Below are 19,529 nucleotides of genomic sequence, written 5' to 3' on the forward strand. Positions count from 1 at the left end.
CGCTGAGCAGCACGGGCACCGGTACGTCCCACGGCGGTCACGGACCGCGATCCCCGTCCTGGCCCAGGGCGAGCGCGCCGCCGTCGGTCCGGCCGAGCCCGCCGACCGGAAGGAGGACGCGATGACCATCTCCTGGGAGGACTTCCTCGCCCGCGTCGTGGAGCGCGGCGAGTACCGGGGCGCGGCCGAGGCGGACCACGCCACCCGGGTCGTGCTGGCCCTGCTCGGCGAGCACCTGGTGGGGTCCGAGCGGGGCGAACTCGCCGACGCGCTGCCCGAGACCTACGCCTCGCTGCTGCGCGACGCCCAGCCCGCGGCCGAACCGCTGACCGCCGAGCGCTTCGTACAGGCCGTGGTGGGGTGGATCGACGGGGCGACCCCGGCGACGGCGCAGTGGGACATCGGGGCCGTGCTCAGCGCCGTCGCCGACCTCGTCCCCGGCGAGCTGCTGGACCAGGTGATCGAGCAACTCCCGGACGGCTACGACCTGCTGTTCGGCCACCCGGCACCGGCCTGAGCCCGCGGCGGGTGCCTGCCGCCTGCCGCCTGCCGCCCGCGGCCGGTGCCTGCCGCCTGAGCCCGCCGCCTGAGCCCGCCGCCCGCCGTTCCGCGGCCTCGGCCGGTCGGCGCGGCTACCCCGTGGTGGCCCGGAACAGCTCCGCGCCCGGGCCGGTCAGTCCGACCGGCCCGGCGCCCGGGCGCAGGTAGGCCGACGCGCCCGCCGGAAGCGGGAGTTCGGAGCCGCCGGGGGCCCGCAGCAGGGCCCGCCCGGAGACGCAGAGCAGGATCTGCGGGGCGGGGCGGTCGACCCGGACGGCGGCGGCGCCGGGGCGCAGCCGGGAGAGCCTGAACTCCTCGGCCGGCGACGGGTACTCCTCCTCGAAGCCGTCGCCGGTCGGGCGCGGGGCGAGCGGCTCGACCTCCCCGGGCCGGAAGTCCGTGACCGCCAGCAGGCCGTCCACGTCGACGTGCTTGGGGGTGAGGCCGCAGCGCAGCACGTTGTCCGAGTTGGCCATCAACTCCACGCCCACGCCCCGGAGGTAGGCGTGCGGCACCCCGGCGTCCAGGTACAGCGCCTGCCCGGCGGTGAGCCGGACGTGGTGGAGCAGCAGGGCGGCGAGCAGCCCCCGGTCGCCGGGGTACTCCTCGGCGAGGCGGGCGTACGCGGCGCTGCTCGCGCCGTACGGCCCGCCGGCGGCCGCCGTGCGGCGCAGGGCGCCCGTGACGGCGGCGAGTTCGGAGCCGTCGGCGTTCAGGCCGGAGCGCAGCAGCTCGGGCAGCACGGCCTCGGCGGGCCGGGTGCGCAGGGCGGCGGCCCAGGGGGCGAGCACGCCGAGCGCGTCCAGCAGCCGGGCGGTGCCGGCGGCCGGGCGGAAGCCGCACAGCGCCTCGAAGTCGCCGAGCGCGCAGAGGAGTTCGGGCTTGTGCCCGCGGTCCTTGTAGACCCGCTCCGGCGCGTCCAGCGGGATGCCCCGGGCCTGTTCCGCCGCGTACCCGGCCTCGGCCTGGGCGCGGGTGGGGTGGACCTGGAGGGAGAGCGCCCGGTCGGCGGCCAGCACCTTGAACAGGAACGGCAGCGCCGGGCCGAACCGCCGGACGGTGTCCGCCCCGAGCAGGCCGTCCGGGTCGGCGTCGATCAGCTGGTCCAGCGGCCGCGGGCCGCTGCCGTCGCCTTCGTCGCCGGACCCGCACAGCAGGGACGGCGCCGACGGGTGGGCGCCGAGCCAGAGTTCGGCCTGCGGGGTGCCGTCGGGCGCGGTTCCGGTGAGCGCGGGGATGGCGGTGGGCGAACCCCAGGCGTAGCGGCGGACGGGGTTCTTCAGGAGGGCGAACGGCGGCATGCGGGCGGCTCCGGGGAGGCTCAGCGGCAGAGCGCGGCCGCGCCGATCAGCCCGGCGTCGGTGCCGAGCTCGGCGCGGCGCACGTCCAGGCCGCGGATGTACGAGAGGGCGGCGTAGCGGTCCAGGTGGCGGGCGAGCGGGGCGAACAGCACGTCCCCGGACTCGGCCACGCCGCCGCCGACGACGACCCGGGAGAGGTCCACCAGGGCGGCCGTGGCGGCGATCCCGGCGGCCAGTGCCTGGGCGGCGCGGTCGAAGGAGGCGAGCGCGACCGGGTCGCCCGCGGCGGCGGAGGCGGCGACGGCGCGGGCCGTCCGGTCGCCGTCCACGGGCCGCCAGCCCTCGGCGAGCGCCCGGCGGGCGATCGCGGTGCCGCTGGCGAGGCCCTCCAGGCAGCCGCGGGAGCCGCACGGGCAGGGCTCGCCGTCCAGGTCGACGGTGATGTGGCCGAGGTGGCCGGCGTTGCCGCTGGGGCCGGGGCGCACCGCGCCGTCGAGCACCAGTCCGGCGCCGACGCCGGTCGACACCACCAGGCAGAGCGCGTTGTCGGCGCCCCGGGCCGCGCCCTGCCAGTGCTCGGCGGCGGCCATCGCGACGCCGTCCCCGGCGAGGTGGACGGGCAGCGTGCGCTCTGCCACCGCCGGGTGCGCGGCGACCGCGGCGACCAGCGGGAAGCCGCGCCAGCCGGGGATGTTGACCGGGCTGACGGTGCCGTTCGCGAGGTCGACGGGGCCGGCGCTGCCGATCCCGACGGCCGTCACGGCGGCCCAGTCGGCCGTCCCGGCGAGCCGCTCCAGCACCTGGTGCACCACGGCGAGCACGGCCGCGCCGGGCTCGGTGGCCGGGGTGGGCAGCTGGAGCCGGTGCCGCAGCCGTCCGTCGGCGTCGACCAGCGCCCCGGCGATCTTGGTGCCGCCGATGTCGAGGGCGGCGAACAGCGGGGTGAACGGCACGGTGGGCTCCAGGAAGTAGGGGGCGGCGCCCCGGCCGCGGGGGCCGGGGCGCCGAACAGCGTAGATCAGCCTCGGCGGGCGGCGCTGAGCCGCAGGGTGACCAGCTCGAACGGGCGCAGCGCGAGGCGCACCGCGCCGTCCTCGACCGCCACCTCGCCGCGGGTGCCGTCCCAGGGCCGCTCCAGCAGGTCGCAGGGGACGGCGCCGGCCAGCGGGTAGGAGGTGGTCAGCCGGCCCCGGGCGCGGCCGCCGCCGGCCTCGTAGACCCGGACGATCAGGTCCCCGCTGCGGTCGTCGGCGAGCTTGACGGCGCTCACCACCAGGGCGTCGTTGTCCAGCTCCACCAGCGGGGCGACCCGCTCGGCGCTGCCGGTGACCGTCCGCTCGGGCAGGCCGATCCGGTAGCCCTCGCGGACGGCGTCGCCGATCGCCGCGCCCGGCACCAGGGCGTGCCGGAAGCGGTGCAGGCCCTGGTCGGTCTTCGGGTCGGGGAAGCGCGGGGCGCGCAGCAGCGAGAAGCGGACCGTGGTGGTGGTCCCGCCGTCGTCGGGGCGCACGGTGCGGGTGACGTCGTGGCCGTAGGTGGAGGCGGTGACCAGGGCGACGCCCCAGCCGGGCTCGTCGAGGTGGACGAAGCGGTGGTTGCAGGCCTCGAACTTGGCCGCGTCCCAGCTGGTGTTGGTGTGGGTGGGCCGGTAGAGGTGGCCGAACTGGGTCTCGGCGGCGTAGCGCTCGGTGTGGACGTCCAGCGGGAACGCGGCCTTGAGGAACTTCTCGGTCTCGTGCCAGTCGACCTCGGTGTCGATGTCCACCCGCTGCTCGCCGGCCGGCAGGGTGAGGGTCTGGACGACGGTGGAGGAGCCGAAGGAGCGGGCGATCCGCACCGAGGCCCCGGCGGGGGACGACGCGGCGGTGAGCGAGTCCACGCCGGTCAGGTCGGTGACGGTGTTGCGGTAGAACTGGTCGACGTCCCAGGCGTCCCACATGTTGGGGAAGTCGGGGTGCAGCTGGAGCAGGTTGGCCCGGCTGCCGGGGGCGACGGTCTCCCGGCCGGTCGCGGTCTCGACCACCGAGGCGATCAGGCCGTCCGCGTCCACGACGACCTCCAGCAGGCCGTTGCGCAGCGTGAGGCCGCCCCCGGGGCGCTCGACCGCCTCGCAGGTGCCGTCCGGCAGGCCGACCGCGGCGGCCCCGCCGGCCGGCACCGTCGAGCGGCTGTGCGGCGCCGAGTTGAACACCAGCTCCCGCCCGCCGGCGGCCGCCCCGGCCAGCGCCTGCTGGGCCGCGCCGATCAGCGCCTCCAGCTCCCCGGCCAGCGCCGCGTACGTCGCCTCGGCCTCGCGGTGCACCCAGGCGATGGACGAGCCGGGCAGGATGTCGTGGAACTGGTGCAGCAGCACCGTCTTCCAGATCCGGTCCAGCTGCTCGTACGGGTACTCCGCGCCGGTGCGCAACGCGGCGGTGGCGCACCAGAGTTCGGCCTCGCGCAGCAGGTTCTCGCTGCGCCGGTTGCCCTGCTTGGTCTTCGCCTGGCTGGTCAGGGTGGCGCGGTGCAGCTCCAGGTAGAGCTCGCCGACCCAGACCGGCGGGTTCGGGTACTCGGCCTCGGCCTTGGCGAAGAACTCGGCGGGCTTCTCCCAGCGGACGGTGGCCGAGCCCTCCAGGTCCTTCATCCGGGCCGCCTTGGCGACCATCTCGCGGGTGGTGCCGCCGCCGCCGTCGCCCCAGCCGGTCGGGGCGAGCGAGTGCCGGGCGACGCCCTTGTCCTTGAAGTTCTTCGCCGCGTGGGCGATCTCGCTGCCCTTCATCGAGCAGTTGTAGGTGTCCACGGGCGGGAAGTGGGTGAAGATCCTGGTCCCGTCGATGCCCTCCCAGAGGAAGGTGTGGTGCGGGAACTTGTTGATCTGGCTCCACGAGATCTTCTGCGTCAGCAGCCACTTGGAGCCGGCGTTGCGGATGATCTGGGGCAGGCCGCCGGTGAAGCCGAAGGTGTCCGGCAGCCAGGCCTCGTGGTTCTCCACCCCGAACTCGTCCAGGAAGAACCGCTTGCCGTGCACGAACTGCCGGGCCATCGCCTCCGAGCTCGGCATGTTGGTGTCGGACTCCACCCACATGCCGCCCGCCGGGACGAACCGGCCCTCGGCGACGGCCTTGCGGACCCTGGCGTACACCTCGGGGCGGTGCTCCTTGATCCAGGCGAACTGCTGGGCCTGGGACATGGTGTAGAGGAAGTCCGGCTCGTCCTCCAGCAGCGCCGTCATGTTGGCGGTGGTGCGGGCCACCTTGCGGACGGTCTCGCGCAGCGGCCACAGCCAGGCCGAGTCGATGTGCGCGTGGCCGATCGCGCTGATCCGGTGCGCGGACGGCACGGCGGGCGCGGCCAGCACACCGGCCAGCTCCGAACGGGCCGCCGCCGCCGTGCCGTTGACGTCCTGGAGGTCGACGGCGTCGAGCGCCCGCTCGACCGCGCGCAGGATGTCCCAGCGGCGGGCACCCTCCACCGGCAGCTCGGCCATCAGCTCGCCGAGCACCTCCAGGTCCAGCACCAGCTGCCAGACCGTCTCGTCGAAGACCGCGAGGTCCATCCGGGTCAGCTTGTACTGCGGCTGGTCGCCGGCCGTCTCCTTGTCGCCCAACTCGGTGGGCAGGAAGGGGTGGTAGTCCAGGATGACCGGGTTGGAGGCGGCCTCGACGTGCAGCAGCACCTGCTCGCCGCCGGCCGCCGGGGCGGCGATCCGCACCCACTGGTTCTGCGGGTTGAGGCCCTTCACCGGGGAGCCGTCCGGGCGGTAGACCAGGCCCTCGCACTGGAAGCCGGGCATGTTGGCGTCGAAGCCGAGGTCGATCAGCGCCTCGACGGTGCGCCCGGCCCACTCCTGCGGCACGGTGCCGGTCACGGTGATCCAGCTGGTGCCCCAGGGCGCTCCCCAGGCGTCGCCGACCGCGATCGGGGTGCGCGGGGCGGCCAGGCCCTCGGCGACCGGGACGGGCTCGCCGGGAGCCGTCCAGATGCCGACCTCCAGCGGGACGGACTCGGGGTAGACGGCCGGGCGGATGCGCTCGTCCAGGACGCGCTTGAGGCGGGACTCGACCAGGGTGCGGTCATCGTGCATGTCAGCGGGCTCCGTTGCGTGGCTGAGGGGAACGGACGGACTAGAGGGACGGTACGTCGGAGGGGTGGACCACCTCGGTGATGCCGCGCGCGGCGAGGTGCTCGCGGTCCTCGGCGCGCTCGGCGAGCACCGTGGTCGGGCGGGCGCCCTCCGCGGCGAGGCGCATGAACGCCTCGTACACCGGGCCGCCGGGGCCGCAGACCGAGCGCCGGGGCGAGAGGGCCTCGTCGCCGGTGGCGACCACCACGGCGGTGCTGCGCGGCTTCGGCGGCTGCCAGGAGCGGCGGGCCTCGGCGGCGGCCTCGGCGAGCCGGGAGCCGGCCGGCTTGACCGTCCGGTCGGTGGTCAACAGGCCGAGGCTGTACTCCAGTTCGGGGAAGTCGGCGAGCGAGCGGTCCACGTCGTGCGAGCACCACCAGGTCACGCCCCACAGGTCCGGGCAGTCCAGCACGGCCTCCACGGTGGCGCCGGTGAAGCGCGCCGCGTCCTGCGGGGTGATGTGCGGGGCGGGCGCGCCGACCTCCTGCAGCCAGACCGGGCGGGCCGGGTCGTCCGCCCAGGCCTTGGACAGCTCGACCAGGTAGGCGGCGTGCTGCGCGGTGGCGGTGGAGTGGGCGCCGTAGCGCTGGGCGGTGCCGTTGAACACCCAGGAGTGCACGGCGGTCGCGGCGCCGATCCGGGCCGAGTGCCAGGGGGTGAACGGGTGCTCGTCCAGGTACCAGGCCGCGTCGTACGAGGCGTGCAGGTGCAGCCGGCCGGGGGCGCCCTGCTCGCAGGCGTCGAGCATCCGGCGCAGCCAGGCCTCCGCCTCGGCGGGGGTGGCCCGGTCCGGGGCGGGGTGCGGGGCGCCGGAGAACTGGTTGATCTCGTTGCCGAGCGTCATCCCGAGGAAGTTGGGCCGCTCGCTCAGCGCGCCGGCGAGGGTGCGCAGGTAGGCGGCCTGGCCGTCGAGCACCTCGGGGTCGGTGAAGATGTTGCGGCGGTGCCAGGTCTGCGTCCAGGACGGGAGGAAGTCGAAGCTGGACAGGTGGCCCTGCAGGCCGTCCACCGCGACGTCGAGACCGCGCTCGCCGGCCGCGTCCACCAGGGCCGTCAGCTGCTCGACGGCGCGCGGGCGGATCAGGGTGCGGTTGGGCTGGAAGACCGGCCAGAGCGGGAAGACCCGCACGTGGTCCAGGCCGAGGGCGGCGATGGAGTCGAAGTCGGCGCGCACGGCGTCGAGGTCGAAGTCGAGCCAGTGGTGGAACCAGCCGGCGCTGGGCGTGTAGTTGACGCCGAAGCGGGGAGCGGTGGTCATCGGGGTCATCGGAGGGCTTCCTCAACGGGTGTGGGGCGTACGGACGGTGGGTCGTCACCGGCGGGGGCGGTCCCCGGTCGGGCTATCCCTTGACGGCTCCTTCCTCGACGCCCTTGAAGAAGAAGCGCTGGCAGACGCCGAACACCACGACGATCGGCAGGAAGGCGATCATGGTGCCGGCCGCGATCAGCCGGGGGTTGGCGGCGAAGGTGCCGTTGAGGTACTGGAGCCCGACGGTGAGGGTGTACTTCTGCGGGTCGTTGAGCACGATCAGCGGCCACAGGAAGTCGTCCCAGGCGCCGATGAAGGTGAAGATCACGATCACGCTGAGCATGCCGCGCACGTTCGGCAGGCCGATGTGCCACAGCCGCTGCCAGACGTTGGCGCCGTCCACCAGCGCGGCCTGGTCCAACTCGGCCGGGACGGCGGCGAAGGCGGTGCGCATCAGCAGCACGTTGAGCATCGCGATCGAGCCGGGCAGCGCGACGCCGGCCAGGGTGTCGGCCAGGCCGAGTCCGCGCACCAGCACGTACTGGGAGACGATGGTGACCTCGCCGGGCAGGATCAGGGTGGCGAGGAAGAGGCCGAGGACGAGCTTGGCGCCGCGGAAGCGCAGCCGGGCGAGCGCGTAGCCGGCCAGCGTGCAGCCGACCACGTTGCCGGTGATGCAGACCACGGCGACGATCACCGAGTTGAGCGCGTAGGTCCACACCGGGATGACCTCGGCGACCTTGCCGTAGTTGCCCAGGGTGGGCTGGTCGGGCAGGAAGCTCGGGGTGCGGGTGTAGACGTCCTCGGCGGGGCCCTTGAGGGAGGTCGACAGCTGCCACAGGAAGGGGCCGATGACCAGCAGCAGGACCAGCACCAGGAGCAGGTAGCGGGCGGCGGTCTGCGCGGTGGAGGGGGTGTTGAAGCTCCGGGAGCGCCTGGCGGGGCCGGTGGGCCTGGCGGCCTCGGCGGCCTTGGCGGGCTCGGCGGGGGTGTCGGGGGACTGGGGCGTGCGGACGGTGGTCATGGGGGGTCAGGCCGCCTTCCGGTTCAGCCGCATCAGGAACAGCATCGGGCCGAGGGTGACGACGAACAGCAGCAGGCTGAGCGCCGAGGCGTAGCCCAGGTGCCCGTTGAAGCCGCGGCTGTACATCTGGATCAGCATCACCACCGACATGTCCCGGCCGCCGGGGCCGCCGAGGCCGTTGGAGAGCACGTACAGCTCGGAGAAGACGCGCAGCGAGCTCACCGAGATCAGCGCCGAGATCAGGATCATGGTCGGGCGCACCCCGGGCAGGGTGACGTGCCAGAACCGGTGCAGCGGTCCGGCGCCGTCCACGGCCGCCGCCTCGTGCAGCTCGCGCGGGACGTTGGCGAGCGCGGACAGGTAGATGACCATGTAGTAGCCGAGGCCCTTCCAGACGGTCAGGGCGATCGCGCTGAACAGCAGCAGCCAGCGGTCGGTCAGGAAGGCGACCGGGGAGTCGGCCAGCCCGGTCTGCTGCAGCAGGCCGTTGGCCAGGCCCCGCTCGTCCAGCACCCAGCCCCAGATCAGCGCCACCACGACGGCGGAGGCGATCACCGGGGTGTAGAAGGCGGTGCGGAAGAAGGTGATGCCGGGGATCTTGCTCTGCACCAGCAGGGCGAGCAGCAGCGGCAGGACGGTCAGCAGCGGCAGGCAGACCAGCATGAACACGATGCTGTTGACCAGGGCGTCGGCGAGCTGGTCGTCGTCCAGCAGCCGGCCGAAGTTCTCCAGGCCGGTGAACTGCCCGCCGCCCAGGGGCTTGGCGTTGGTGAAGGACAGGATCACCGTGTTGACGGCCGGCCAGAGGTTGAAGACGGCCAGCCAGACTATCGCGGGCCCGGCGAGCAGCCAGGGGGTGAACCAACGCCGGTGGGTCATGCCGTTGCCTTCCTGGGGCCTGGGGGTGGTGCGGGTGATTCCCGGGGAGCGGCGGGCGCGGGGGAGGCCCGCCGCTTCACCGGTACTTCGCCGGTACGTCTCCGGTACGTCTCCGGTGCCGCGCCGGAACGTCTCCGGTACGTCGCTGGTACGTCTCCGGTGCGGGGTGGGGCACCGCGGGGCTGGTGCCGGGGCGGCGTCGGATCAGCCCTTGAGCAGCTTGTTGCACTGCTCGACGGCGGTGTCCAGCGCCTGCTTGGAGCTGGTGTCGCCGCTGATGGCCAGCGCGAACTGCTGCTTGATGATGGTGCCCATCGCGTCGTCCACCTCGACCGGCTGGATCAGCTTGGCCTTGGCGAGCGAGGCGAAGGCCGTCACCTTGGCGTCGCCCGCGTTGGTGCCGTCGCTCTTGCTGAAGAACGGGTCGTTCGCGGAGGCCTTGGTGGACGGGAACACGCTGGTCAGGTGGGCGAAGGCGGCCTGGTTCTCGGGGCTGGTCACCCAGCGGGCGAGGGCCACCGCGGCGGCCGGGTTCTTGGTGTTCTTCGGGATGGACAGGCCCTGGACGTACAGCGGCGGGGTGGCCATCGCGGGGGAGGAGACGACCTTCGGGGCGAGGGTCGGGTTGTCGGTGGCGAGGCTGGTGATGTAGTTGCCGCCGCCGGTGGTCCAGGCCACCGTGCCGGAGCTGAAGAGCTTGGAGTTGCCGGCGTAGGTGTCGGTGAGCACCCCGTTCGGCATCAGGCCCTCCTTGAAGGCGTCGCGGTACTTGTCGAGCAGCGCGGCGGCCTCGGGGGTGTTGAAGGTGAAGGACTTGCCGTCGTCGGACATGATCTTCACGCCGATGTTGTACAGGTCCCCGATGCCCGGCTTGCGGCTCATCAGGTAGGTCTGGCCGCCGGACTTCTCCTTCATCGTCCGGGCCTGGGCGATCAGCTCGTCCAGACTGGCCGGGGGCTTCTGCGGGTCCAGGCCGTTCTTCGTCAGGAGCTCGGAACTCCAGTAGTTCACATCGGTGTTGAGGTACCAGGGGTAGCCGAAGGTGCCCTGGTAGCCGTTGAACCGGTAGGCGTCCACGCCGCCGGGGACGTACTCCTCGGCGAGCTTGGGGTCGGCCTTGGCGATGTCCAGCAGGACGTCCTTCTTCGCCAGCGGGAAGGCGAAGTCCGGCGGGAGGTTGACCACGTCGGGCAGGCTGCCGGCGGCGGCCTGGCTGAGCACCTTGTCGGAGTAGCCCTCACCGGGCTGGTCGAGCCACTCGACGTCGACGCCGGGGTACTTCTTCTTGAAGCCGTCCAGCACGCCCTGCATGTAGTCGGTGAACTTCGGCTTGAGCGACCAGGTCTGGATCGAGACCTTGCCCTTGACCTCGCCGGTGGCGGCCGCACTCGCCACCGCGTCGCTGTCCTTGGTGTCGCCGGAGCCGAGTCCGCAGCCGGTGAGCGCGGCGGTGGCGAGCGCGGTCGTGGTCAGTGCCGCCCAGATTCTTCGCATGAGGGTCTCCCGGTCCTGGGGGTGGGTGGGGGATCGTGCCGAGCTCGGGGGTTGTGTCGGATTCCGCAACCTGACTAACTAAACCGGTCTAGCTATGCCAGGGACTATGCTCCCGCCTAAACTTGGATGTCAAGAGAGGAGTCGGGTTCTGTGGGCAGACCGACGATCGCCGACATCGCCCGCCAGGCCGGTGTCTCCAAGGGCGCGGTGTCCTTCGCGCTCAACGGCCGGCCGGGTGTCAGCGAGGCGACCAGGGCCCGGATCCTGCGGGTCGCCGAGGAGATGAACTGGCGCCCGCACAGCGCCGCGCGGGCCCTCGGCGGAGCCAGGTCCGACGCCGTCGGCCTGGTGATCGCCCGGCCGGCCCGGACCATCGGCGTCGAGCCGTTCTTCAGCCAACTGCTGTCCGGGCTCCAGGCGGTGCTCTCGGCCAGCTCGATCGCGCTGCACCTGATGGTGGTCGAGGACACCGCCGCCGAGATCGAGGTCTACCGGGGCTGGGCCTCCGAGCACCGGGTCGACGGCTTCATCGTGGTCGACCTCCAGGTCAGGGACCCGAGGCTGCCGGTGCTGGACGAACTCGGGCTGCCCGCCGTGGTGCTGGGCGGGCCCGGCAAGGGCGGCAACCAGCTGCGGATCTGGGCCGACGACCGGGAGGCGATGCTCTCGATCGTCGACTACCTGGCCGCCATCGGCCACCGGCGGATCGCCCACCTCGCCGGGCTGCCGCACTTCCAGCACACCCAGCGGCGGATCCGCGCGCTGCGCGACGCCTCGCGCCGGCTCGGGCTGGAGGAGGCGGTGTCGGTGCCCACCGACTTCAGCGACGCCGAGGGCGCGGCCGCCACCCGGACGCTGCTGTCCCGGGCCGGGCGGCCCACCGCGATCGTCTACGACAGCGACGTGATGGCCGTCGCCGGGCTCGGCGTGGCCGGGGAGATGGGGGTCGCGGTGCCCGGCGAGCTGTCCATCGTCTCCTTCGACGACTCGGTGCTCGCCCGGATCGTGCACCCGCCGCTGACCGCGCTCAGCCGGGACACCTTCGCGCTCGGCGAGCAGGTCGCGCGCAGCCTGCTGGAGGCGCTGGAGGGGGCTGGTGCGGGGCGGGACCTCCAGATGCCCACGCCGCGGCTGACCGTCCGGGAGTCCACCTCGCCGCCCGGCGCGCCCGGGACTTCCCCCTCCGGAGTGGTTGTCGCGCGCATCGTTGACAGCGGTTCTGAACCGGTTTAGCCTCGCAGCGCCGAGCGGCAGCCGCTCGGTCCGCTCCGCCGCACCCCGTCCGGCCCCCGCTGCCCGTCCCGCCGACCGTCCCGCTCCCCGCGCCGCCGCTCCGGTGCGCCGGGGGCCCGGCGGCGGCGCGACCCCCACCCGATCCACCACCGGCACCACACGCTCCAGCACCGGCACGCCCGCATGCAGCCGGGCCCCCGTCCGCGACGGCGGGCCCGCCCCCACCCTCCTCCGCTCGATCGGAGCCACCGCATGTCACGACGCCTCCCCCTGCTGCTCAGCGCCGTCCTCGCGACGGCCGCCCTGACCGCCACCCCCGCGGCCTGGGCCGACCCGGTACCGGCCGCGCTGCCGGGCGCCGGGCCGGCCGCGGCACCCGCCGCCACCGCCGGCCAGGGCAGCCAGCCCTTCGCCTCGTACTGGTACCCCAACAGCATCCTGAACTGGGACCCGGCCACCGACCCGGACGCCCGCTTCAACCGCTCCCGCGTCCCGCTCCAGCCGCGCACCAGCGACCCGGCGCTGCGGGCCAACCCCAACGCCCGGACCGGCGAAGGGAAGATCGCCTCGCTGGTCTCCTTCGGCCCCACCTCCAACAACCCCTCGCAGGGCTCCGCCGACCCCAACTACTACGCCTTCGGCTACTGGCAGTACGTCGACAAGCTGGTGTTCTGGGGCGGCTCGGCCGGCGAGGGCCTCATCCTCGCCCCCAACCCGACCGTGATCGACGCCGCCCACCGCAACGGCGTCAAGGTCTACGGCACGGTCTTCTTCCCGCCCGGCGCGTACGGCGGACAGCTCCAGTGGGTGCGCGACTTCGTCCAGAAGTCCGGCAGCCGCTACCCCGTCGCCGACAAGCTCGTCCAGGCCGCGCAGTACTACGGCTTCGACGGCTGGTTCATCAACCAGGAGACCGGCGGCGGCGATTCGGCCCTGGCGGGCGAGCTGCGCAACCTGATGCAGTACACCAAGGCGCAGAGCGGTACCGAGTTCATGTGGTACGACGCGATGACCACCTCCGGCGGGGTGAACTGGCAGAACGCCCTCACCTCCGCCAACTCGCCCTTCCTGCAGGACGGTTCGAAGCGCACCTCGGACTCGATGTTCCTGAACTTCGACTGGTCGGCGAGCGGCCTCAACTCCTCCCGGGCGCTGGCCCGGCAGCTCGGCCGCAGCGAGTACGACCTCTACTCCGGCATCGACACCGAGGCCAACGGCTACAACACCGGCGTGAACTGGTCCGCCCTCTTCCCGTCCGGGCAGCCGCACACCACCTCGCTCGGCCTCTACCGCCCCGAGTGGACCTGGAAGTCCGCCACCGACCGCGCCGACTTCTACACCAAGGACGCCCGCTACTGGGTCGGCGCCAACAACGACCCGTCCCGGACCGACCTCTCGGCGAGCTGGCCCGGCCTGGCCGGCTACGTCGCCGAATCCTCGCCGATCACCGCCAAGCCGTTCGTCACCACCTTCGACACCGGGCAGGGCGACTTCTACAACGCGGCCGGCACCCGGGTCGCCACCGGCGGCTGGAACAACCTCTCGCTCCAGGACGTCCCGCCCACCTACCGCTGGATGGTCGACTCGACCGGCAGCAGGCTCACCCCGTCCGTCGACTTCGGCGACGCCTACCAGGGCGGTTCCTCCCTGCGGTTGAGCGGAAAGCTCGACGCCGCCAACACCGTACGGCTGTACCAGACCAAGCTGCCCGTCGCCGCGAACACCAGGCTGGACCTGGTGGTCAAGACCCCGGCCGCCGGGCCCACGAAGCTCAAGGCCGCGGTGTCGTTCACGGACTCCCCGAGCAGCTTCACCACGGTCGACGTCGGCGCCAACACCGGCACCGGCTGGGAGCGGCACACCCTCGACCTCTCCCCGTACGCGGGCCGCACCATCGCCCAGGTCGCCCTGCGGGTCGAGGGGTCCGACCCCTCGTACGACCTCCGGGTCGGCCAACTGGCCGTCTACGACGGCTCCGTGGAGACCCCGGCGGATCCGGCCGGACTCACCGTGCTCGGCGCGAGCGACGTGACCGCCGGCTCCAGCCAGTCGCTGCGGCTGTCCTGGACGGCGGCGCCCGGCGGCAACGTGCACCACTACGAGGTGTACCGCCGCAACGCGGACGGCAGCCGCAGCTTCCTCGGCGCCACGCCCAACGACGCGTACTTCGTCGGGCGGCTCGACCGGGCGGGCGGCGAGAACGCCACCACGCTGGACGTCGAGGCGGTGTCCACCACCTACGGGCGCTCCACCGCCGCGTCCACGACCGTCGGTTGGAACGGCACCCCGCCGGCCTCCACCAACCTGGCGCTCAACCGCCCGGCCACCGCCTCCGGCCAGTGCAACGCCAACGAGGGCCCGGCCAAGGCCGTCAACGGCAGCGTCAGCGGCGGGACCGGCGACAAGTGGTGCGCGCTGACCTCCGCCAAGTGGCTGGAGGTGGACCTCGGTTCGGCGAAGCAGCTGTCGAAGTTCGTGGTCAAGCACGCGGCGGCGGGCGGTGAGAGCACCTCGTACAACACCCGCGACTTCACCATCCAGGTCCGCTCGGGAGCCAACGACCCCTGGACGACCGTCGCCGACGTCACCGGCAACACGGCCGGCACCACCACCCACCCGGTGGACACCGCCGCCCGCTACGTCCGGCTGGTGGTCAACACGCCGACCCAGAACGGTGATCCGGCCGCCCGCGTCTACGAGTTCGAGGCCTGGGGCGCGTAGCCCGCGCTGCCCTCCCGCTGTCCCGCGCTGTCCCGCGCTGTCCCGCGCCGCCCTGTTCGAGGAAAGGAAGCACCCCCGTGCCGGTCACCATCACCGCCGTCGAGAGCACCGATCTGTTCGTCGGCCCCGAGGACGCCCCGCGCCAAGTGCTGCGGGTCACGCTGGAGGGCCCGGCCGCCCGGATCACCGTCAGCGGCCCGGGCGTCCGCGGCGAGGCGACCGGCACGGGCCTGGTCGAGGTCCCGCTGGAGATCGGCGGGGCCTCGCCCGGCGACCGACTCCCGGTCACCGTCCGGGCCTCGGACGCCACCGCCGAATCCGTGGTCGAGGTCGCCGAGCCCGGCTGGACGATGTTCCTGGTCTCGCACTTCCACTACGACCCGGTCTGGTGGAACACCCAGGCCGCCTACACCTCCCCGTGGGAACTGCTCTCCGCCGACGCCACCACCCGGCCGCTGTGGGAGCGCAACGGCTTCGCCCTCGTCGACGCCCACCTGGACCTCGCCCTGCGGGACCCGGTGTACAAGTTCGTGCTCGCCGAAGTCGACTACCTGAAGCCGTACTTCGACCAGCACCCGGAGCGCCGCGAGACCCTGCGGCAGCTGCTGGAACGCGGCCAGGTCGAACTCGTCGGCGGCACCTACAACGAGCCGAACACCAACCTCACCGGCGCCGAGACCACCATCCGCAACATCGTCTACGGCATCGGCTACCAGCGCGACATCCTCGGCGGCGACCCCCGGACCGCCTGGCAGCTCGACGTGTTCGGGCACGACCCGCAGTTCCCCGGCCACCTCGCCGCGGCCGGCCTCACCGGCAGCGCCTGGGCGCGCGGCCCCTTCCACCAGTGGGGCCCGATCCAGAAGAACTTCCGCGAGGCCAAGGACGACGCCCGGGTGATGCAGTTCCCGAGCGAGTTCGAGTGGATCGCCCCCGGCGGGGACGGCGTGCTCACCCACTACATGCCGCACCACTACTCGGCCGGCTGGTGGATGGACTCCTCCCCGGACCTCGCCACCGCCGAACAGGCCGTCTACGAGCTGTACCGCAAGCTCAAGCCCGTGGGCGCGACGAAGAACCTGCTGCTGCCGGTGGGCACGGACTACACCCCGCCGAACAAGTGGGTCACCGAGATCCACCGCTCCTGGGCCGCCAGGTACCTCTGGCCCCGGTTCGTCTGCGCCACCCCGCGCGACTTCCTCGACGCCGTCCGCGCCGAGCTGGCGGCCACCGGCCGGCGGCCCAGCCCGCAGACCCGCGACATGAACCCGGTGTACACCGGCAAGGACGTCTCGTACATCGACACCAAGCAGGCCCAACGGGCCGGCGAGGTCGCGGCCGTGGACGCCGAGAAGCTCGCCACGCTCGTCTCCGTGCACGGCCTCGGCCGCTACCCGGCCGCGGCGCTCGACAAGGTCTGGCGCCAACTCGCCTACGGCGCCCACCACGACGCGATCACCGGCTCCGAGTCCGACCAGGTGTACCTGGACCTGCTCGGCGGCTGGCGGGAGGCGTACGACCTGGCCTCCGGCGTCCGGGACGCGGCGCTGGACGCGCTGACCGCGCGGATCTCCACGGCGGGCGCGGGGCAGGCCGTCGTGGTCGCCAACACGCTCTCCTTCGACCGGACCGACCTGGTGAGTGTCGAACTCCCGTCCGGCACCGACTCGGTGAGGGTGCTGGACGACGCCGGCTCGCCCGTGCCCAGCGCCGTCGACCGGGGCACCCTGCGCTTCCTCGCCGCGGACGTGCCCGCGCTCGGCTGGCGCACCTGGCGACTGGTGGAGGGGGAGGCGGAGCAGCCGTGGACACCGGCCCCGGGCGCGACGATCGGCAACGGCCGGTACCGGGTGACCGCCGACCCGGCGCGCGGCGGCGGCCTCTGCTCGGTTCAGGACCTCCTGCACGATCGGGAGTTGATCCAGGACGGGCGGATCGGCAACGAGCTGCGCGTGTACGAGGAGTACCCGCAGCACCCCGACTTCGGCGAGGGCCCCTGGCACCTGGTGCCCAGCGGACCGGTGACCGGCTCCGGGGGAGCCGACGCCGCCGTCCGCCGGGAGACCGGGCCGCTCGGCGAGCGCCTGGTGATCGACGGCACCGTCGACGGCGTCCGGTACGAGCAGACCGTCACCCTGTGGCGCGGCCTCGACCGGGTGGACTGCCGCACCCGGGTGGTGGACTACTCCGGCGCCGACCGGCTGCTGCGGCTGCGCTTCCCGGTGGACGTCCCCGGCGGCCTGCCGGTCAGCGAGGTCGCGGGCGCGGTCGTCGGACGCGGCTTCGCGATGCCCGACGTGGACTCGGCGGAGGCGCCGTGGACCCTGGACAACCCGGCCAACACCTGGTTCGGCCTCGGCGCCACCGCGCGGGCCGAACTGACCGACAGCACGGGTACGGTGACCGGTTCGCGCGCCCTCGGCGTGGCGGAGGTCGTCGTCCCCACCCTGGACGACGCCGCCGACGCCCGCCCCCTGGTGGTCGCGCTGGCACGGATCGGGGTCACCGCCACCACCTCGGGCGCCGACTGGGCGCGGTACGGCTGGCTGGACGTGGACTCCAACCTGCCGGACTTCCGCATCGTGGTCGGCTCGCCGGACCTCAACCCGGTGGCACGGGAGTTGATCGACCTGGCGGGCGAGGAGTACGCGGCCGCCCTGAAGACGCACGGCGCGGTCTGGGTACCGGCGGCGACCCCGCTCACCGAGGTCTGGCGCCCGGACGCCGACCTGCGCGACCTGCGCGCACTGCCGGCACTGATCGTCTCCGACCCCTCCGCCCTGGTCGACGACCTGGCCGACGCCCGGATCACCGCCGTCTGCCCGTCCGCCGTCCAGGACCAACTCGCCGACCACACCGTGGCCTTGCTGAGCTTCGGCCTGCCCGGCTTCGCCGTCGACACCACCGGCGCGCTGCACCTGTCGCTGATGCGCTCCTGCACCGGCTGGCCGTCCGGCGTCTGGATCGACCCGCCCCGGCGCACCCTGCCCGACGGCGCCTCCTTCCAACTCCAGCACTGGACGCACGAGTTCAGCTACGCACTGGTCGGAGGCAACGGCGACTGGCGGGACCAGACACTGCCCGCCCAGGGCCAGGAGTTCAACCACCCGCTGTACGCCCGGATCGCCCCTGCCCAGGAAGGACCGCTGCCGGCCACCCTCTCCTGGCTGCGGGTCGAACCCCAGCGCGAGGTGCTGCTCGGCGCCCTCAAGCCGACCGGCAACCCGATCGCGCACGGCTCCGCCGCGCCGCTCGGCAGCGAACTCACCGTCCGGCTGGTCGAGTCGACCGGCCTCGGCCGGACGGCGAAGCTCAGCGGCGCACTCGGCCTGGACAACGTGCGAGCCGCCGACCTGCTGGAACGCCCGCGCCCCGCCGACGGCCCCGCCCTCGACCTCGCCGGCTCGCAGATCGCCACCCTGCTCGCCTCCCCGGCCGTCACAGCCCCGGAGGGTGAGACGGACCTCGGTCCGGTGGCGGAGACGGCCCAGCCCGTCCACGCCCGCTACTGGCTGCACAACCGGGGCCCGGCACCGCTCGGCTACCTGCCGGTGTCCGTCGGCGCCTCGCCCGGACTGCTGCGGACGGCGGGGGAGCCGGTGACGCTCTCGGTGGCCCTCTCCTCCCAGCTGCGGGACGCGGCCGTCGAGGGCACAGCCGTCGTACTCCCGCCCGAGGGCTGGACCACGAGCCTCGGCAGCCGCCCGTACCGGCTCGCACCCGACGGCCACCTGCGCTTCCCGGTGACCCTCACCCCGCCGGCCGACGCCGAGCGCGGGCTGCACTTCGCCGCCGTCCGGATCGAGCACGACGGCCAGCAGATCGAGGACGTGGTGACCATCGCCGTCGGCGAACTGCCCGGCCTGCTGCCCGTCCCCGGCGACACCCCCGAGGACTGGACGATCGCCCAGGGCACCAAGGCCACCAGCGGCCGCGACACCGGCCTGGACGTCGAGGTCTCCACCGAGACGCTGCACGTCGTCCCCGGCAGCCGTACCGCCCTCTCCCTCACCCTCACCAACCGCACCCGCGGCGAGATCCGGGGCGAGTTGCAACTGGTCTCCCCCTGGGGCACCTGGGACGTCATCGCCGACCCCGTCCGCGGCTTCACCGTCCCGGCCGGCACGTCGTCGGTGGTCGAATTCGCCGTCTCCGTCGCCGAATCCACCGATCCGGGCTCGTACTGGGCCCTGGCGAAGGTCATGTGGTTCGGCCGCTGCCAGTACGCCCCGACCGTCGCCCTGGTGGTGGAAGCATGACCCTCGGCCTCCTCGACGGTCGCCCCCTCCCACGTGCGGCCCTCGACCACCGCCTCGCCGCCCTCCGGAACGGCCCGCGCGCCACCGCCCTGCCACAACCGGGCAGTTCGGAGGACCGCCAGCTGACCCGCTGGGTCGCGCAGGTCTTGTTGACCGAAGCCCTCTGCGAGACGGTCGCCGCCGAACGCGACCTGCCCGTGGCTCCTGACGGCCCCGCCCGCCTCGACCAGCAGGCCGCCGTCGAACTCGGCTCCATCACAGCGGCCGCCTACGAGGGCAGCGCCGCCGTCCGCGCCGTCTACGACGCCGTGACGGCCGACATCGACCCCTCACCCGAGGACATCGCCCACTACCGCACGATGACCACCCGCCCGGCGGCCGAGAGTTGGCACCTCGCTCTCCCCGACGGCGAGTTGGAAGCCGACCCCACCACCCTCCCCGTCGCCCTCGCCGAAGCCCTCCGCGCAGCCCCACCCGGCGCGTGGGTCACCGCCGGCCCCTGGACGGCAGCCCTCCTCGCCACCCACACCACCCAGGGGGGTGACGACCCCACCCCCGCCCTCCGCGCCGCCGCCCGCCGATCAGCATTCGTCCGCTGGCTCGACCACGAACGCGCCCAACGCCTCACCCTGGTCGAGGGATTGGAACACCCAGGCGACCCCGCCCAACCCGACAACCACCACCGCCACTGAGGTGCACGGACGCGCCCGCCGCGCTCGTCCAC

The 19,529-nt window shown here is 73.5% G+C and carries 12 protein-coding genes; 5 read left to right on the forward strand and 7 right to left on the reverse strand.

Annotation, left to right across the window (positions count from 1 at the left end; all coding sequences use genetic code 11):
* The first annotated feature begins 121 nt into the window (after positions 1-121).
* Positions 122-517, forward strand: a complete 396-nt coding sequence (locus ACWDCZ_RS11480) for a DUF2267 domain-containing protein (protein WP_049660531.1) — start codon at positions 122-124, stop codon at positions 515-517.
* A gap of 115 nt (positions 518-632) precedes the next feature.
* Here ACWDCZ_RS11480 and manA read toward each other — a convergent pair whose 3' ends face one another.
* The 7 genes from manA to ACWDCZ_RS11515 form a co-directional block, all read right to left on the reverse strand.
* Positions 633-1,841 carry a mannose-6-phosphate isomerase, class I gene (manA, locus tag ACWDCZ_RS11485; protein WP_449815819.1) on the reverse strand — a complete coding sequence of 403 codons (1,209 nt, stop codon included), beginning with the start codon at positions 1,839-1,841 and terminating at the stop codon, positions 633-635.
* Positions 1,842-1,861: 20 nt separating this feature from the next.
* Positions 1,862-2,794 carry an ROK family protein gene (locus tag ACWDCZ_RS11490; protein WP_449815820.1) on the reverse strand — a complete coding sequence of 311 codons (933 nt, stop codon included), beginning with the start codon at positions 2,792-2,794 and terminating at the stop codon, positions 1,862-1,864.
* A 65-nt stretch (positions 2,795-2,859) separates the two neighbouring features.
* On the reverse strand, positions 2,860-5,907 hold the full coding sequence (locus ACWDCZ_RS11495) for an alpha-mannosidase (RefSeq protein ID WP_449815821.1): 3,048 nt from the start codon (positions 5,905-5,907) through the stop codon (positions 2,860-2,862).
* A 40-nt stretch (positions 5,908-5,947) separates the two neighbouring features.
* Positions 5,948-7,204: a glycoside hydrolase 5 family protein gene (locus ACWDCZ_RS11500; protein ID WP_449815842.1), complete on the reverse strand. Its 1,257-nt coding sequence runs from the start codon at positions 7,202-7,204 to the stop codon at positions 5,948-5,950.
* Between the two features lie 82 nt (positions 7,205-7,286).
* Entirely contained in the window at positions 7,287-8,219 is a 933-nt protein-coding gene (locus ACWDCZ_RS11505; RefSeq protein ID WP_449815822.1) for a carbohydrate ABC transporter permease, read from the reverse strand.
* Between the two features lie 6 nt (positions 8,220-8,225).
* The gene (locus ACWDCZ_RS11510; protein WP_449815823.1) at positions 8,226-9,098 is read right to left on the reverse strand and encodes a carbohydrate ABC transporter permease; all 873 of its coding nucleotides are present in this window, start codon (positions 9,096-9,098) and stop codon (positions 8,226-8,228) included.
* 204 nt (positions 9,099-9,302) lie between these two features.
* A complete protein-coding gene (locus ACWDCZ_RS11515; protein WP_449815824.1) occupies positions 9,303-10,592 on the reverse strand; it encodes an ABC transporter substrate-binding protein in 1,290 nt (429 codons plus the stop codon).
* A 150-nt stretch (positions 10,593-10,742) separates the two neighbouring features.
* Here ACWDCZ_RS11515 and ACWDCZ_RS11520 point away from each other — a divergent pair, with 150 nt between their 5' ends.
* The 4 genes from ACWDCZ_RS11520 to ACWDCZ_RS11535 all read left to right on the forward strand — a co-directional run bounded on the left by ACWDCZ_RS11520 (position 10,743) and on the right by ACWDCZ_RS11535 (position 19,497).
* Positions 10,743-11,825: a LacI family DNA-binding transcriptional regulator gene (locus ACWDCZ_RS11520; RefSeq protein ID WP_079272693.1), complete on the forward strand. Its 1,083-nt coding sequence runs from the start codon at positions 10,743-10,745 to the stop codon at positions 11,823-11,825.
* 252 nt (positions 11,826-12,077) lie between these two features.
* Positions 12,078-14,546: an endo-beta-N-acetylglucosaminidase gene (locus ACWDCZ_RS11525; protein WP_449815825.1), complete on the forward strand. Its 2,469-nt coding sequence runs from the start codon at positions 12,078-12,080 to the stop codon at positions 14,544-14,546.
* A gap of 77 nt (positions 14,547-14,623) precedes the next feature.
* Positions 14,624-18,805, forward strand: a complete 4,182-nt coding sequence (locus ACWDCZ_RS11530; protein WP_449815826.1) for a glycoside hydrolase family 38 N-terminal domain-containing protein — start codon at positions 14,624-14,626, stop codon at positions 18,803-18,805.
* Positions 18,802-19,497, forward strand: a complete 696-nt coding sequence (locus ACWDCZ_RS11535; RefSeq protein ID WP_449815827.1) for a DUF7158 domain-containing protein — start codon at positions 18,802-18,804, stop codon at positions 19,495-19,497. Before ACWDCZ_RS11530 ends, ACWDCZ_RS11535 begins: the two co-directional genes overlap by 4 nt.
* Positions 19,498-19,529 lie beyond the last annotated feature (32 nt).

This window comes from Kitasatospora sp. NPDC001225, assembly GCF_053597855.1.